At 60.2% G+C, this 16511-nt stretch carries 10 protein-coding genes and 1 tRNA gene; 8 read left to right on the top strand and 3 right to left on the bottom strand.

The genetic code is table 11. The features are described 5' to 3' along the window. Positions 1-18: 18 nt before the first annotated feature. The gene (aceA, locus tag J2T09_RS12260) at positions 19-1308 is read right to left on the bottom strand and encodes an isocitrate lyase (protein WP_306834727.1); all 1290 of its coding nucleotides are present in this window, start codon (positions 1306-1308) and stop codon (positions 19-21) included. Positions 1309-1499: 191 nt separating this feature from the next. Here aceA and J2T09_RS12255 point away from each other — a divergent pair, with 191 nt between their 5' ends. The 5 genes from J2T09_RS12255 (at position 1500) to J2T09_RS12235 (ending at position 7171) form a co-directional block, all read left to right on the top strand. Further along, positions 1500-2918: a helix-turn-helix domain-containing protein gene (locus J2T09_RS12255; RefSeq protein WP_306834725.1), complete on the top strand. Its 1419-nt coding sequence runs from the start codon at positions 1500-1502 to the stop codon at positions 2916-2918. A gap of 143 nt (positions 2919-3061) precedes the next feature. Then, a complete protein-coding gene (locus J2T09_RS12250) occupies positions 3062-4159 on the top strand; it encodes a polyamine ABC transporter substrate-binding protein (RefSeq protein WP_373458433.1) in 1098 nt (365 codons plus the stop codon). Positions 4160-4252: 93 nt separating this feature from the next. Further along, positions 4253-5404, top strand: coding sequence for an ABC transporter ATP-binding protein (locus J2T09_RS12245; RefSeq protein ID WP_306834723.1), 1152 nt, complete (start codon positions 4253-4255; stop codon positions 5402-5404). 11 nt (positions 5405-5415) lie between these two features. Then, positions 5416-6354: an ABC transporter permease subunit gene (locus tag J2T09_RS12240; RefSeq protein WP_306834721.1), complete on the top strand. Its 939-nt coding sequence runs from the start codon at positions 5416-5418 to the stop codon at positions 6352-6354. Between the two features lie 4 nt (positions 6355-6358). After that, positions 6359-7171, top strand: a complete 813-nt coding sequence (locus tag J2T09_RS12235; protein WP_306834719.1) for an ABC transporter permease — start codon at positions 6359-6361, stop codon at positions 7169-7171. A 3-nt stretch (positions 7172-7174) separates the two neighbouring features. Here the strand turns inward: J2T09_RS12235 and J2T09_RS12230 are convergent, their stop codons facing one another. Beyond that, on the bottom strand, positions 7175-9022 hold the full coding sequence (locus J2T09_RS12230; protein ID WP_306834717.1) for an AsmA family protein: 1848 nt from the start codon (positions 9020-9022) through the stop codon (positions 7175-7177). A 160-nt stretch (positions 9023-9182) separates the two neighbouring features. On the opposite strand from J2T09_RS12230, the gene J2T09_RS12225 reads away from it, so the two are divergent. Further along, complete coding sequence (locus J2T09_RS12225) at positions 9183-11138, top strand: acetoacetate--CoA ligase (RefSeq protein WP_306834715.1); 1956 nt, start codon at positions 9183-9185, stop codon at positions 11136-11138. A gap of 298 nt (positions 11139-11436) precedes the next feature. On the opposite strand, the gene J2T09_RS12220 is transcribed toward J2T09_RS12225, so the two are convergent. After that, positions 11437-15429, bottom strand: coding sequence for a PAS domain-containing sensor histidine kinase (locus J2T09_RS12220; protein WP_306834713.1), 3993 nt, complete (start codon positions 15427-15429; stop codon positions 11437-11439). A gap of 232 nt (positions 15430-15661) precedes the next feature. On the opposite strand from J2T09_RS12220, the gene J2T09_RS12215 reads away from it, so the two are divergent. Beyond that, positions 15662-16108 (top strand): phasin family protein, encoded by a 447-nt coding sequence (locus J2T09_RS12215; RefSeq protein WP_306834711.1) that lies wholly within the window; start codon positions 15662-15664, stop codon positions 16106-16108. 126 nt (positions 16109-16234) lie between these two features. Beyond that, positions 16235-16311: transfer RNA gene (locus tag J2T09_RS12210), tRNA-His, on the top strand. Positions 16312-16511: the final 200 nt, after the last annotated feature.

Raw genomic sequence — 16511 nt, 5'->3', positions numbered from 1 at the left:
CTCGCTACTCGCTACTCACTACTCCGCCGCCGGCCGAAACTGCGCATGCTCCGTCGACTCGCCCATGGCCGTCGTAGAAGACTGCCCGCCACTGATCGCCACCGACACGGCATCGAAATAGCCGGTGCCGACCTCGCGCTGGTGTTTGGTGGCGGTATAACCGTGGATCTCGGCGGAGCATTCCGCTTCCTGCAGTTCCGAATAGGCGGCCATCTGCCGGTCTCGGTAACCGCGTGCCAGTTCGAACATGCCAAAGTTCAGCTGGTGGAAACCGGCCAGCGTGATGAACTGGAACTTGTAGCCCATTGCCCCCAGTTCTCGCTGGAATTTGGCGATCGTCGCGTCGTCAAGATTCTTTTTCCAGTTGAACGACGGCGAGCAATTATAGGCCAACATTTTTCCGGGATGCGCCTTGTGCACGCCCTCGGCGAATTTGCGCGCCTGTTCCAGATCCGGCTTGGAGGTCTCGCACCAGATCAGATCGCAATAGGGCGCATAGGCCACGGCGCGCGCGATGCACGGCTCAAGTCCATTGCGCACCCGGTAAAATCCCTCGACGGTGCGGCCTGCATCGTAATCGACAAACGGCTGGTCGCGCTCGTCTATGTCTGAGGTCAAAAGCTTGGCCGCCTCCGCATCGGTGCGGGCAATCACCAGCGTCGGCGTGCCCATGACGTCGGCGGCAAGCCGTGCGGCCGTAAGGTTGCGGATATGCGCTGCCGTCGGGATCAGAACCTTGCCGCCCAGATGGCCGCATTTCTTTTCCGATGCCAGCTGGTCCTCGTAATGCACGCCGGCAACGCCCGCCTCGATAAAGGCTTTCATGATCTCGAACGCATTGAGCGAACCGCCGAAACCGGCCTCCGCATCGGCAACAATCGGCGCGAACCATGTGTCGACCGAAAGACCCTTGCCCTCCGCCGTCTCGATCTGGTCGGCGCGTTGAAGTGTACGGTTGATACGCCGCGCCAGTTCAGGGGCGGCATTGGCCGGATAAAGCGACTGGTCGGGATACATGGAAGAGGCGGTATTGCTGTCCGCCGCCACCTGCCAGCCGGAGAGATAGATCGCCTTCAGTCCGGCGCGCACCTGCTGCATGGCCTGATTGCCGGTCATCGCGCCCAGCGAATTGACGAAATCTTCCGCGTGCAGAAGCGACCAGAGCCGGTTTGCGCCCACCTCCGCCAGCGAATGACGGATCGTCACCGAACCGCGCAGCCGCTTCACATCCTCGCCGGAATAGGGGCGCTCGATGCCGTCGTAACGGCCGGCAGGTGCGGTTGGAACGATGTTGTAAAAATCAGTCATGCCTCACTCCCTTGGGCTTCGGTAACGTGTCCGATGTCAAGGAATTTACAGAAGGTACGGAATTGTATCTAATCAAATCCGCAGTGTTTCGGCAGTAAAAGGGTCGAGATGTACTGTTCTTGACAAAGTCGAACGTGGTTTTGTCAACATTTGTAAATGTTGTGCTGGTTGCTTCTTTGGGAGGAGAGCGAATGGCGGAACGAAAGATCTTTGCCGGACCAAAAGTCCGGCGCATCCGGCTGGGGCTGGAATTGACGCAGGCGGCGATGGCGGAAGGGCTGGAGATATCTCCATCCTATCTCAATCTCATCGAACGCAACCAGCGGCCGCTTACCGTGCAACTGCTTCTGCGGCTCGCTTCCACCTACAGGATAGATTTGGAGGCGCTGCAAAGCGATGACGGCGTTTTGGTCGGTGAATTGCGAAACGTGTTTCGCGATCCGCTCCTGTCGGGCGAATTGCCGGGCGATCAGGAATTGGTGGAAATGGCGGATGCCGCACCCAACACCGCCGGCGGAATTTTGAAACTCTATCGGGCCTATCGCGAGCAGGCCGCACGTTTGTCCGATCTCGCCGAACTGTTGGCACGTGAAGGTCACGAGACCGGCATGGCCGCCGCGCGCCTGCCCGCCGATGAGGTGAGGGACCGGCTGGAGCATCGCCCCAACTTTTTTGCCCGCATAGAGGATGCCGCTGAAGCCTTTGTTGCAGACCTTGCCCCCGGTGACGATCTGGCCGCTGCCTTGCGCGACTGGCTGAAAACCCGTCACGGCATCGTCGTGCGATCCCTGCCTGTGCATGTCATGCCGGATCTGAAGCGCCGATATGACCGCCATTCGTTGCGGCTGTTCTTGTCCGAGCGCCTGTCCGCCAGCGATCGCCTGCGCGAAATCGCCATGGAGGTGTCGCTTTTGGCTTTGGGGGAGGCGATTGCCGCTGAGCTGGAAGACCTGTCCCTGTCGAGCGGCGAGGCCAAACGCATCGCCCGGTTCGAACTGGCGCGGTATGCCGCCCATGCACTGATGATGCCCTATGGCGCCTTCCTGTCTGCCGCCCAGCGCGCCCGTTACGATATCGATGTTCTGCGGTCGCGTTTCGATGTCTCCTTCGAACAGGCGGCGAACCGGTTGGCGACTTTGGCAAGGCCCGGCGCGTCCGGTCTGCCGTTTTTCTTCTTCGAGATAGACAATGCCGGTAACCGTCTTCGCCGTGCCGGTGCGCAAGGTTATCCGCATGCCAGGTTCGGCGGGCACTGTCCGAAACTCGGCGTGCATGCGGCCTTTGCGCAGCCGGGCCAAATTCTGGTCGATCGCGTCGAAATGCCGGATGGCGCGGCCTACCTGACGGTCTGTCGCACGCTGGAAGGCCCGCAGGCCGGTTTCAACGAGCGCGTGCGCCGCACCGCCATCCTGATCGGCTGTGATTTCGAGGCGGCGCGTGAAACGGTTTATGGCGCGGCGGCAAGTCTTCCCGGCGCAAACGTGCTTTCCGGCACCGCCTGCCGTCTGTGCGAAAGGCGCGGCTGTCTTTCGCGTGCCGAGCCGCCGGTGACACGGCCTTTGGGGCTGGACGAGATGGCGAGCGGCCTCAGCGCTTTCGATTTCAGGTAACGAAGATGGAAGTCTTTGCTGCAACGCAGCTTTTTGCTTGTGGGTAGCGTTGTTCCTTCATACTCTTGCACAAAACAAACGCATAAAGAGGGAAACAAGGTTTGGCACGCTGAACGGCCGACCTTCATAAAACAGGAGAACTCATGAGACCGCATCTGCTTCGTCTTCTGACCGCCGCTGCCGCCACGACGCTGATGGCCACCGTCGCCTTCGCGCAGGAGCGCACGGTCCATGTCTACAACTGGTCCGATTATATCGATGAATCGGTTCTGGAAGAATTCACCAAGGAAACCGGCATCAAGGTCGTCTACGACGTGTTCGACAACAACGATGTGGTCGAGACAAAACTGCTTGCCGGCGGTTCGGGTTACGACGTCGTGGCACCCACCGGTCCGTTCCTTGCCCGCCAGATCCAGGCCGGCGTGTTCCAGAAGCTCGACAAGACCAAGCTGCCGAACATGTCCAACATGTGGCCGGAAGTTTCCGAGCGTCTCGCCAAGTACGATCCCGGCAACGAATATGCCGTCAATTACATGTGGGGCACCACCGGCATCGGTTATAATGTCGACAAGGTGAAGGCGGCTCTCGGCGATGTGCCGGTTGATAGCTGGGATATCCTGTTCAAGCCGGAAAACGCTGCAAAGCTGAAATCCTGCGGCATCAACATCCTTGATGCATCCGACGAGACCTTTGCCATTGCCATGAACTATATCGGCAAGGACCCGGACAGCAAGGAAACCGCCGATCTTCAGGCCGGTGGCGATGTCTACAAGGCGATCCGCCCCTCGGTGCGCACCTTCAATGCGTCCGCCTATATCGATGAACTGGCCAATGGCGATACCTGCATCACCATCGGCTGGTCGGGCGATATTCTTCAGGCCAAGGATCGTGCCGAAGAAGCCAAGAACGGCGTCAATGTCGAATATGTCATCCCCAAGGAAGGCACTTACGTCTGGTTCGACAACCTCGCCATTCCGGCCGATGCCAAGAACGTTGCCGAGGCGCATGAATTCATCAACTTCATGATGAAGCCGGAAGTCATCGCCAAGTCGTCGAACTATGTCCAATACGCCAACGGCAACCTTGCCTCGCAAAAATTCGTGGACAAGGACGTACTGGAAAACCCTTCTGTCTATCCGCCGGAAGACGTCATGAAAAAACTGTTCGCGATCTCGCCTTACGGCCCGCGTGAACAGCGCGTGCTGAACCGCGTCTGGACCGAGATCAAGACCGGCAACTGATGCCTTCTCGGAGCGGGCCTCGGCCCGCTCCTCCAATATTGCCAAATCGGGCACCGGCGCGTGCCGCAAAAATCACGATGGATGGGGACAGGCATGGCGAAATCTCTCGGGCCGGTTAAGCGCAAATTTTCTCCCTGGACCGATCCGACATCGGTGCCCTTCATCCGTTTCGAAAACATCACCAAGCGGTTCGGCAATTTTGTCGCCGTCGACAATCTGACGCTGGATATTTACGAGCGCGAGTTTTTTGCGCTCTTGGGCCCGTCCGGCTGCGGCAAGACCACGCTGATGCGCATGCTCGCCGGTTTCGAGGAACCGACCGAAGGCCGCATCCTGCTGCAGGGCAAGGATTTGGCAGGCGTGCCGCCCTATCGCCGCCCGACAAACATGATGTTCCAGTCCTACGCGCTTTTCCCGCACATGACGGTTGAAAAGAACATCGCCTTCGGTCTGGAACAGGACAATCTTCCCAAGGCCGATATCGCCGCCCGCGTCGAAGAGATGCTGAAACTGGTGAAGCTCGAACAGTTCGCCAAACGCAAGCCGTCGCAGCTCTCCGGCGGCCAGCGCCAGCGCGTGGCGCTTGCCCGGTCGCTTGCCAAACGGCCAAAAGTGCTGCTGCTCGATGAACCGCTCGGCGCGCTCGACAAGAAGCTGCGCGAGGAAACCCAGTTCGAACTGACCGACCTGCAGCACACGCTGGGTCTTACCTTCCTCATCGTCACCCATGATCAGGAAGAGGCGATGACCGTCTCCGACCGTATCGCCGTGATGGACAAGGGCGTCATCATGCAGGTGGCGACACCGGCGGAAATCTATGAGGCACCGAACAGTCGTTACGTGGCGGACTTCATCGGCGACATCAACATCATCGAAGGCGCAGTTGTTTCCAACAGCGGTGCGGCGAGCGGTGGCGTGATGCTGGATTGTGATGGCCTGAAGGTCGTCGTCGATCAGGAATGCCCGGCATCGGCGGGAGACCGCGTCGCCTTCGCCATCCGCCCGGAAAAGGTGCGGCTCGGCATCGATCCGCCGACAGACACGGCCGTCAATGCAGGCGCCGGCGAGGTCTGGGATATCGGTTACCTCGGCGATTTTTCGCTGTTTCTCGTCAAGCTCGATGACGGCCGCATCATCCGCGCAGCCCAGGCCAATATCCAGCGTCTGGTGGATCGCCCGCTCACCTTCGGCGATCGTGTCTGGGTTCACTGGTCGCGCGATGCCGGCCTCGTTCTGACCCGTTGAAGGAGGGCGTCATGGCGATCGATACGCTTTCCCCAAAACCAGAACCGGTCATTGCCGATCCCGGCCGCGCCAACCCGGCACGCTGGCTGGTCGTTGCCATTCCCTATCTCTGGCTGTTGCTGTTTTTTGCCGCGCCGTTTTTTATCATCGCCAAGATCTCGCTGTCGGACACGGCGATCGCCATGCCGCCCTATACGCCGGTCTTCGAAGGTTTTGGGAAGTTCGGTGAATTTTTCTCGCAGCTGGATTTCGAGAATTACGAGTTTCTGGCGAGCGACAGTCTTTACATCAAATCCTATCTCAACTCGCTGCGCATAGCCGCCATCTCCACCGTCTTGCTTCTGCTGATCGGTTACCCGATGGCGCTGGCCATGGCGCGGGCGAAAACCTCGATCCGGCCGATCCTCGTGATGTTGGTCATCCTGCCGTTCTGGACCTCGTTTCTGATCCGCGTTTATGCCTGGATCGGCATCCTGAAGCCGGAAGGCCTGCTGACCCTGTTGTTCCAGAGCATCGGCCTTATGGGGCCGGATGAACAGGTGCAGATCCTGCGCACCGATTATGCCGTCTTCATCGGCATCGTGTATTCCTATCTGCCCTTCATGGTGCTGCCGCTTTATGCCGCGCTGGAAAAGCTGGACAACACGCTGCTCGAAGCGGCAAGCGATCTCGGCTGCCCGCCCTGGAAGGCATTCTGGCGCATCACCTTCCCGCTGTCTCTGCCGGGCGTGATTGCCGGCTCACTGATCTGCTTCATCCCGATCACCGGCGAATTCGTCATTCCCGATCTTCTCGGCGGTGCCGATACCTTGATGATCGGCAAGACCTTGTGGACCGAGTTCTTCAACAATCGTGACTGGCCGCTTGCCTCGGCAATCGCCGTGATCTTGCTGGCGGTGCTGGTCATCCCGATCGCCTATTTCCAGAACCAGCAGCAGAAGGCGGGATAAAACCATGAAAAATTCCCGTTTCGATGCGACCGTTCTGACCCTCGGTTTTGCCTTCCTCTACATCCCGATCATCATTCTGGTGATCTATTCGTTCAACGCCTCGCGTCTGGTTACCGTCTGGGGCGGGTTTTCGCTCACCTGGTATCAGCAGATGTGGTCGAACCAGGGGCTGATGGACGCCGCGTGGGTGACAGCCCGTGTTGCCGTCATCAGCGCCACCATTGCCACCGTGCTCGGCACGCTCGCCGCACTCACGCTGGTGCGGTTCCGCAAGATCCCCGGACGTCTGCTGTTTTCCGGCATGATCTATGCGCCGCTCGTCATGCCGGAAGTCATTACCGGCCTGTCGCTGCTGCTGCTGTTCGTCTCGCTCAATGTCGATCGCGGTTTCTGGACGGTGATCATCGCCCACACCACATTTTCCATGTGCTACGTGGCGATCGTTGTGCAGTCGCGGCTGCTGACGTTCGACCGTTCTCTGGAAGAGGCCGCACTCGATCTCGGTTGCCCGCCGGTCAAAACCTTCTTCCGCATCACCCTGCCGCTGATCCTGCCGGCGGTTCTGGCGGGCTGGATGCTGGCCTTCACCCTGTCGCTGGATGATCTGGTCATCGCCAGCTTCAACACCGGCCCGGGCGCCACCACGCTGCCGATAAAAATCTATTCGCAGGTGCGTCTCGGCGTCACGCCGGAAATCAACGCCATCTGCACCATCCTGATCGGCCTTGTGGCGATCGGCGTCATCGCAGCCTCGCTCGCCACCAAACGCAGCGAGTTGCGTCGCCAGCGTGACGAACACGCCGCCGCTCAGGGCTGAGGGTTATTGCTGGTGTTGCTGGTCTGTCATCGGCCAGAACACCGGCACCGGCCATGCGCCGCCGATGAACATCATCAGCGGATCGTTTGAAGGCGTGCCGTCCGTCTTGGCATAGATGTTTGCCGAAAGCGCCAGACCCTGCGTTTCCAGCGGCACCAGACCGCTCAGCACGATCAGGTCGTTTTGCCCGTCCAGCCGCGTTTCGCCAAGTTCTGCCACGCCATTGCCGATCGTCGCGGCAACATCCAGGCGATTGAAGGCGATGCTGCCATCGCGGGCATCCTTCAGGCCGAAATAGGCAGATGTTGTCGCAAGCCGTCTGATCGCGGAAAGATCGATCCCGCTCAGGCGGCCATCGCGGGCGGTCAGGCGCAGCGAGCCGGAGAGGTCGCCGGCGCCGGCCATGCCGAGCGGCTTGTCCAGATGCAGGTTCAGTTCGGCCGAACCATTGGCTTCCGGAATGATCGCCTGTGCGCCGAAACGACGCGCGACGCTTGCCAGATCGACATCGCGGAGCGACAGGCGAAGATCGGCGCTGTCGTTGATGCGCCCTTCCGGCGCGCTGATCTGCCCGGTCAGCCGGCCGCCATCGATCCCGGCATCCACCAGGTCGATCCGCGCCATCTGCCGGGTGTTGATCATGCTGACGGCGGCATTGGCGAGCGGCAGTGGCCCCAATTGCGCCTCTGCGGAGGAAAGCCGCAGATCGAGATCGAGAATGTCGCCGAGCAGGGCGCCCGGTGTCACGTCATCGCCGCCTGCCGCCCGAGGTTTTGGTGCAAGGGCGGAAATGATCGCGGAAAAATTCAGCTTGTCGAAGGCGAGCGTTCCGCTCAGCCGCGGCCTGCCGCTCTCCGGCTCCAGCAGATCCAGAATGCCGGTGGCAAATGCCTCGTTGGCCTGCAGCGACACCTGCTCGAAGCGCAGCGCATTGCCGGTGGTGATCAGCCTTGCCTTCAGCGAAAGCTGCTGCAGCCGGTCGAGCCCGGTTACCCGAATGCCAAGCCAGTCCAGCGCATCCGGCACCTTCTGCGAGTTGATGCCGAAGGAGCCGGACAGAAGCGCGTAATTCGCCACGTTGATGTCGCCGGAAAACTGGCCTGAAAACAGGGCGGAAGAGAGGGTGGCCTCGACATCGGTATTGCGGCCGGCCATCAGGGCAAGCGGCTGCGACGTGGAAAAGGACAGCACGAAACTTTTACCGTTCATCGTCGCGCTGAGTTGAGACGAAAGCGCGGCGGACAGTTCCGGCCATTCCACCGTTCCGTGGATCGCCGTCACGCTGGTCTTGCGCGCACTGTCCGTTTCGCTGATTTCGACCGATCCGTCGCGTATGGTGACTTCGCCGATTTTTGCGTCGAGCGCGCTGTCGAGCGTCGTCGTTCCGGTTTTCGTGTTCTCTACGGCATCGTTGAGAAGCCCGTCCATCGACCAGTCGATATTACCGGATGCATGGCGAATTGCGAAAAGCCTTGGCCGCGTCAGGTCGAAATCCTCGAACACCAGCTTGCCGCGCAGCGCCGGAAAAAGTTCGAACGATGCCGTCAGGCCGTCCACATGGGCGATCAGGCGTGATGCCGGGTCCTCGCTTTCGCGAATGGAGACATCGTTCAGAATGATGTGCGGGTGCGGCCAGAAATGCAGTTCCGGGTCACCTTCGATGGTTGCCTCGTGGCCGAACCATTCCTCCACGGCACTTTCCATGCTGTTTCGCACCAGTGTAGTGGAAATCAGATAGGGGGCGGCAACCTGCGACACCAGACCAAGCGCAACAACGCCACCTGCGATCACCATGGCGGCACGCCGGTATCGTTTTCGGGTCTTGAGCGAATGGATCAGCGACTGAAACATGCTTTCCTCGAAGCGCCCATGGCTTCGCAATCTCGGGGCCTCGGCAATGTCGAGGCCTTCGTTAGCGGAAATACGGCGCCCATGCAAATCAGCCGTTCCCGGCGTCTTTCTTGCAAATTCGCTTATGTTAGAGTGGCGTGCAGGTGGGAGGATTTTATTGATGCCGCATGCGCCGAAACCCTTATGGACGCCGGCACCGGACGCCGGCTCCCAAACATCGCTCGCACAGTTCATGCAGAAATGCGCGCAGCGACATGGCCGGAACTTCACCGGACCTGATGATTTTCACGTCTGGTCGGTGACCGAACGGGCGGATTTCTGGTCCGCTGTCTGGGACTTTTGCGGCGTGCGCGGTGAGCGGCCGGGGCCGGTTCTGGTCGATCAGGGCCATATGACCGAAGCCCGCTTTTTTCCCGAGGCGACACTCAATTTTGCGGAAAACCTGCTGTCGCGACGAGGCGGGAAAGATGCGTTGATCTTTCGCGGCGAGGACAAGGTTTTTAGCCGCTGGTCATGGGATGAATTGACCGCTTCCGTCTCGCGCTTGCAACAGGCTTTTCGCGCATTAGGGCTGAGGAAGGGCGACCGGATCGCCGCCATGCTGCCGAATGTGCCGGAAACCGTCGCCTGCATGCTGGCGGCCGCATCGATCGGCGCCATCTGGTCTTCCTGTTCGCCGGATTTCGGCATACAGGGCGTGCTCGATCGCTTCGGCCAGATCGAGCCAAAACTGTTCATTGCCTCCGATGGCTACTGGTATAATGGCAAGCTGCAGGACGTGTCCGACAAGGTGCAGGCGGTGGCCGCAAAACTCGCTGTGCGGGTTCTCGTCGTGCCTTACGCCGGTGATGCCGAAGCTCTCGCCGCTTCGCTTGCCGAAGGCCGCACTCTGGCGAAGTTCATCGAGCCATTTCAGGCGCAGGAACCGCAGTTCGAACAATTGCCGTTTGCGCATCCGCTCTACATCCTGTTTTCCTCGGGTACGACCGGCGTTCCAAAATGCATCGTGCATTCGGCCGGCGGCACGCTGTTGCAGCACCTGAAGGAGCAGCAACTGCATTGCGGTCTGATGCCCGGTGAAAAACTGTTCTATTTCACCACCTGTGGCTGGATGATGTGGAACTGGCTGGTCTCCGGTCTCGCCTCGGGCGCCAGCTTATGCCTTTACGACGGCTCGCCCTTCGCGCCTGACGGCAATGTCCTGTTTGATTTTGCGCAAGACGAGCAGGTCGCGATTTTCGGCACCTCTGCCAAATATATCGATGCGGTGCGCAAGGCAGGTCTTGTGCCGATCAAAACCCATGACCTTTCGCATCTGCGCATGATCACGTCGACCGGTTCACCGCTTTCGCCCGAAGGCTTTTCTTTCGTTTATGAGGGTATCAAGCCGGATGTACATCTCGCCTCGATTTCCGGCGGCACAGATATCGTCTCGTGTTTCGTGCTTGGTAATCCGCTCAAACCCGTCTGGCGCGGCGAGATACAGGGGCCGGGCCTCGGCCTTGCCGTCGATGTGTTCGATGAGGAGGGGCAGCCGATCCGTGGGGAAAAGGGCGAACTGGTCTGCACGAAGGCGTTCCCGTCCATGCCGATGATGTTCTGGAACGATCCGGATGGCGCAAAATACCGCGCCGCCTATTTCGAGCGTTTCGACAATATCTGGTGCCATGGCGATTTCGCCGAATGGACGGATCATGGCGGGCTGATCATTCATGGTCGCTCCGATGCCACGCTCAATCCCGGCGGGGTGCGTATCGGCACGGCGGAAATCTACAATCAGGTCGAAAAGTTGGATGAGGTCGCCGAGGCGCTCTGCATCGGTCAGGATTTCGAGGATGACGTGCGTGTCGTGCTGTTCGTGCGGCTTGGCCCCGGTATCGTTCTGGATGACGCCTTGCAGGCAAAAATCCGCGCCGGCATCCGGGCAGGGGCCTCACCGCGACACGTGCCGGCAAAGATCATCGCCGTGACGGACATTCCCCGCACCAAATCCGGCAAGATCGTCGAACTTGCCGTGCGTGAGGTCGTGCATGGCCGGGTGGTGAAGAACCGGGAGGCGCTGGCCAACCCGCAGGCGCTCGATCTTTTTGCGGGTCTTGCCGAATTGCGAACCTGAATGCGCACATGTGCCGGATTGACGCGGTTCGCTGCCGAAATACACGTTTCATTGTCTCTTTGTGAGAGGTACGTGATTCTTTATCGTAAAATGTGCCTTTTACCTGGCGGATAATGGGAAAATTTACCAGCTGTTAAGATCTGTTGGTGCAAGGTTAACACCGAACGGAAAAGCGGAATGTCGCCGGTTTCGGTGCTCCCTGTGTCCGTCAGTTCTTTTTTCCCGTCGTTGGGATTGCAGCATCAACTTATAAAAAGGCAGCTTCGGCTGCCTTCTTTTTTGCCGCTTTTCTCTGCGCTCAGTCCGCCAGAACGCGCGGTGAAGGAAACGTGATTTCTACCAGCGTGCCCTCGTTGGGTGCCGAAGTGATGGCAAAGGCGGCGCGGTTGGCGTCAACCATCGCCTTGGTCAGCGGCAGGCCAAGACCGGTGCCATCGCCACGCTTTCGTGCCGCACCCGTTACCTGCCGGAAAGGCTTCATCGCCAGTTCCAGTTCCGAACGTGTCATGCCGATGCCGGTATCGCGGATGCGCAGGATGACGCTGCCATTGGCTTCGAAGGCGGTCGACACGACGATCTGCCCGCCCGATGGCGTGAACCGGATGGCATTGGCGAGAATGTTGAGCACGATCTGCTTGACCGAGCGCAGATCGGCGACCACCTGCGGCACGGCCTGCGAAAGCGCGGTGCGGATGATCACCCGCTGGCCATTTGCCTGTGGCTGGATCAGCGACACGGCTTCCGACACCGTCTCGTTGAGGCCGACCGCCTCGAATTCGAGATCCATCTCGCCCGCCTCGATCTTGGAAATGTCGAGCAGGTCATTGACGATATCGAGTACATGGCGGCCCGAACGGCCGATGTCATTGGCATATTCGATGTAACGCGGATGGCCGATCGGCCCGAAACGTTCGGTCGCCATCATGTCTGCGAAACCGATAATGGCATTGAGCGGCGTGCGGATCTCGTGGCTCACATGGGCGAGGAAATCGCTCTTGTGGGCATTGGCGGTTTCGGCGGAGCGCTTGGCATTGCGCAGCTCTTCCTCGGTGCGCTTCCAGGCGGTGATATCACGGATGACGGCGCAATAGCCGTTGGAGGAGGTCAGGCGGCCGATCGTCATGAACAGCGGCAGGAAACCGCCGCCGGCCTCGCGACCGATCACTTCGCGACCATCATTCAGCACGCTGGCAACACCGTGGCCGGACAGACCGCCGAGATAATCGATGACTGAGCGCTGGCTTTCATGCGCAAACAGCATGGCGAAAGGCCGGCCGACCGTTTCGTCATTGTCATAGTTGAACAGCGCGCTCGCCGCCCGATTCATCGAGCGCACATCGCCTTCCGGGCCGATGATCACGACGCCGTCGGTGGCGGTTTCGAGGATCGAGCGCAACTCGTCCACTTCCACCTGCAGGCGCGACACTTCGGCGGCAGCGGCCGGCAGGTCTGCATCTTCCACGGCCTCCGTAACGGGCGGCGCGGCAACGGGTACCGCTTCGCTCGTCACGGCGACCGGCATCAGGGCCAGCATCAGCGCGGTCGAATTTTCCCAACGGATCGATTGCAGGCGGGCGCTCACCGGAACCAGCGTATCGTCGGCGCGCACCACCACCATGCCACCGGCTTCGGCGGTCTTGGCTTCCAGCTCGTCGCGCTGCAGGAGAACGTCCAGGCCGCCGAGTTCCTCCAGCTGTTCAAGGCTGTCGTAACCGGTCAGGCGCAGGAATTCGGCATTGGCGTGATAAAGCGTGTCGCCGGCATGCACGATCAGCGCCACCGGCATCTGGTCGAGAATATCCGCGTTGAGGCCAAGCCGGGCGCGCATCGGCATGATGTCGGCATAGGTCTGCGGTTCTTCCGCTTCATGCTCGTCTTCTACCGGTTCGCCTTCGACCTGTTCTTCTTCGGCGTCGATCTGATCGGTTTCGTCGATGTCTGCCGCCGCTTCATCGAGCAGCGGCAGCGCATCCGAAGTCACATCCTCGTTGTCCTCTTCGGCGGCCTCGACATCATCAGCGATTGCTTCGTCGGTCGCGTCCAAGGTCTCGGGCGCAGACGTTTCGTCCTGCTCATCCGTATCGGCGATGTCGCGCGGAGCATTTTCTTTGGCATAAGGCGTGGCCGCCGCATGGATGTCTTCCTCCTCATCCTCTCGCGGATGCGGATCGAGACGGCGGCCGATTTCGACGAAAGCTGCCTTTTCGCCGGGTGTCAGCCCGTCGTTGCGGAAACGGCGCTCTTCAAGCTGGATGACCTTATCGGAATGGCGGCGCGAGGGTGTTTCGACGAGGCGAAGTGCTGGTTTTTCGTCTTCCGGCTCGGGCAGCGTGTCAGCTTCGAACATCGCAGATTCGTCCGTAACGATGTCTTCCTCGCCTGCCGCGTCAGGAGCATCCTCCGCCATCCCGGCAAAATCGGCTTCTGCTTCAGTCTCGGTGGCGTCGCCGGCAAACGGGTCCTCTTCCGTTTCCGGCAGATCCGTCTCCGTTGAAACAGGCGCGGTCAGATCGACGATGTCATCGACAATGTCATCCGGCACCACGTCCGTTTCGCTGCCGGCCTCTGTCGGCACCAGCGTCACGCCAATTGCCAGCGGATCCTCCGCCACATCGGCAACCCGCACGATGCCAAAACCTCGAAAGCCGTCGAATTCGCGGTTGCGGGTATAGGTCGGCAGGGCGGCCAGATCGACCGGCACTTTCAGCGTCGTGCCCTCGATCGGCCACCAGATGGTCTTGCCGGACCAGGTGTCGCGCTTGCGCAGGAGTTCGGTGATCTTGCCGTCCGGGTCGAAATTGAACAGCGCCGCCAGATCGGAAAAGGCCAAGCCGTTGATATCGGCCGCATGCGGGCCGACGACGCGGGCAAACTCGCTGGAAACTTCGCTGAACCGGCCTTCGGCATCGATCTTCCAGACAAAACGCGTGGCGCGCATGTCCGGCGAGAACACGAAGGGTTCTGCGGTATTGATGGTTCGCGCCGTGCCGAACATCAGGGCCGGGGTCGGCTGCGGCTCGATTTCCGCAACCGGTTCGGTCACGGGTTCGACCACGGGCGCGTTGTCCGCCTCGACCGTTTCCACAGGCTCGACATCGTCCGCAACGACCGTGGTTTCTTCGCTTGAAACCTCTGCAACGGGCAGATTTTCTTCCGCTTCCGCTTCCGCTTCCGCTTCCGCTTCCGCTTCCGCTTCCGCTTCCGCTTCCGCTTCCGCTTCCGCTTCCGCTTCCGTCGGCGCGTCGGCTGCCACGGCTACGGTATCATCGTCTTCGGTTGCCGGTTCGGCGCCAAAACTGTCCAGCAGTGCCTGCCGCACATCGGCCATGGCCTGTTCGGTCTCGGTCGATTTGGCCGGTTCGGCGTCGGCATGTTCGAACTCGGTTTCTTCCGTCGGCTCGTCATCCACCTCGTTTATGTCGGCGAGCGCATCGAGCGCATCGGCATAACCATCGGCGGAAGGTGCAGACGCGTCATCGGTTTCCGCCGCCGCATCCTCGATCTCTGAATGCTCCGCTGCCGGCGCGTCCGGCTCGATGGTGTCCGGTTCGACCTCCGATACGGCGACGGGCTGCTCGTCTTCCGCCTCATCCTCGCGGGCTTCCATCGGAATGATGTCGCCGGAGCCCGCATCGGGCTCGACGATGAAGAGCAGGTACATGGCGGGCGTGTCGGAAACCTTGCCCATCGCGGCCGGCAGGTAACCGGTGCGGGTCGGCACCGGGCGCTTGACGAGGCCGTCAACATGCACGGTTGCCATGTTGACCAGCATGCGGCCGGTATGCGGCGTCATGTCCAGCGATGCGAAACGCGGCGATGCGGCAAGGATCTGGCCGTTCTGGTCCAGCACGGCGCGATGCGTGTCGGTATCATCGAACCCTTCGATCATGCGCGCCGCGCATTGGGCTATCGACATGGCGCCATCGCTTGCCGGTGCGGCAACCATGATGGCGCGGTCATTGCCGATCGTCATCAGTTCGCAGGTCGCCGGCACGGCGGTGCGCTGGAAACCGCTGGTGATGCGCATCATGAAGGAACGGCTGTCTCCTTCATTGGCCAGACCGCGCGCGGCGGCCTGCGCCTGGCGGAAGGAAACGTCCAGCGGTTCGGTGCCGTGGTCGAGAAAATCGTAGATGTTTTCGTGGCCGAAAAGCTCGGCGCCGCGTCCGTTTGCCCACAGCGCATGTTTCATGTCGGGTGAAAAGATGACGATTGCCTCGCCGCCGGAAAGGCGCGCGCGGATACGCGGATGAACGGCAATGTCTATAAACGGATACTGTACAGCGGACATGAACGAACCCTGGGAGCACCATCGTCAAATACGCGACGATGTGCCAAGTTAACATATTGTTAGTAACTTCAAAGGGGGGCTTCGGTCCACCTTCGCGAGCTTGCTATCGGGCAAAAGGGTTAACGCCGGAGCGTGCGGTGCAGCATCGCATTGCGACGCACAATTAGATATTGTAGATATATGGGTGAGGAGCCAGCGTGGAGTGCTGGAACAATGTCGAGGAGGACATGGCATGCCTTACAAACCCGATGATTTCTTTGGATTTTCCGCATTCGACCCGAGCCGCATGGCGCAAGGGTTTCGCGATGCCGCGCATATGGGGGCGCAACAGTCCCGCGAGGCCTTTTCACGCCTGCAAGACGCAACGACCGATGCGACAAAAACTGTGGAAGACACGTTTTACGTCGCCCGGTCCGGTTCGTTCGCGCTCGGTTTGAAGGCGGCGGATGCGATGCGCAGCAGTGCGGATCTTTCGATCGCACACATGCAGGCGCTGATGGGCGTGCGTTCCGTTTCCGAACTGGTGGAGCTGCAATCGGCCTTCGTGCGCCGGCAGGCGGAGCTGACTGTGGAAAACGTGCGCGACCTGCAGGAAGCGACCCGCAAGGTGACTGAGGAGGTGACAAAGCCCGGACGCGATGCGGCAGAGCGCGCCATGGCCGGTTTCAAGGCGGCCTGATTTCGGTCGCCGGTCATAAAGACCATGTGCTGCCATGTGGTCTTTATGACAATGAACTGCTCTAGGGGCTTGCAAAACGAGTTTTATCCTCGTATGTGAGCCGCAGACGCCCAAAACGTCTCATGTGCGGTTGTAGCTCAGTTGGTTAGAGCGCAGGTTTGTGGCACCTGAGGTCGGTGGTTCGACCCCACTCAACCGTACCATTCCCCTCTCCCGATAAGTCTAATAGTCACAAGGACTTACAGGGAGAGGGGAGTTTCTTCCTGATCATGTAATCAGGGATTATTCTCACAATTGGCAGTTTTGGAACATGTCTGGAACATCAGCTATCTCCATGCTTGCGCGCTGAGGTTATGTGACGCGCTGGTTGGATTGGCTGAATATCGAGTCGATGCGGCCGCCG

Source organism: Neorhizobium huautlense, from assembly GCF_030811685.1.
Taxonomy (GTDB): domain Bacteria; phylum Pseudomonadota; class Alphaproteobacteria; order Rhizobiales; family Rhizobiaceae; genus Neorhizobium; species Neorhizobium huautlense_A.
The sequence above is the reverse complement of the archived record's forward strand: the minus strand, read 5'-3'. Positions and strand labels throughout refer to the sequence as shown.

What these genes read in the sequence shown, in the direction of transcription:
- J2T09_RS12240 (WP_306834721.1), top strand. Translation starts at nt 5,416, where the DNA reads ATGGCGATCGATACGCTTTCCCCAAAACCAGAACCGGTCATTGCCGAT.
- J2T09_RS12215 (WP_306834711.1), top strand. Translation starts at nt 15,662, where the DNA reads ATGCCTTACAAACCCGATGATTTCTTTGGATTTTCCGCATTCGACCCG.
- J2T09_RS12220 (WP_306834713.1), bottom strand. Translation starts at nt 15,429, where the DNA reads ATGTCCGCTGTACAGTATCCGTTTATAGACATTGCCGTTCATCCGCGT.
- aceA (WP_306834727.1), bottom strand. Translation starts at nt 1,308, where the DNA reads ATGACTGATTTTTACAACATCGTTCCAACCGCACCTGCCGGCCGTTAC.
- J2T09_RS12255 (WP_306834725.1), top strand. Translation starts at nt 1,500, where the DNA reads ATGGCGGAACGAAAGATCTTTGCCGGACCAAAAGTCCGGCGCATCCGG.
- J2T09_RS12245 (WP_306834723.1), top strand. Translation starts at nt 4,253, where the DNA reads ATGGCGAAATCTCTCGGGCCGGTTAAGCGCAAATTTTCTCCCTGGACC.
- J2T09_RS12230 (WP_306834717.1), bottom strand. Translation starts at nt 9,022, where the DNA reads ATGTTTCAGTCGCTGATCCATTCGCTCAAGACCCGAAAACGATACCGG.
- J2T09_RS12250 (WP_373458433.1), top strand. Translation starts at nt 3,062, where the DNA reads ATGAGACCGCATCTGCTTCGTCTTCTGACCGCCGCTGCCGCCACGACG.
- J2T09_RS12225 (WP_306834715.1), top strand. Translation starts at nt 9,183, where the DNA reads ATGCCGCATGCGCCGAAACCCTTATGGACGCCGGCACCGGACGCCGGC.
- J2T09_RS12235 (WP_306834719.1), top strand. Translation starts at nt 6,359, where the DNA reads ATGAAAAATTCCCGTTTCGATGCGACCGTTCTGACCCTCGGTTTTGCC.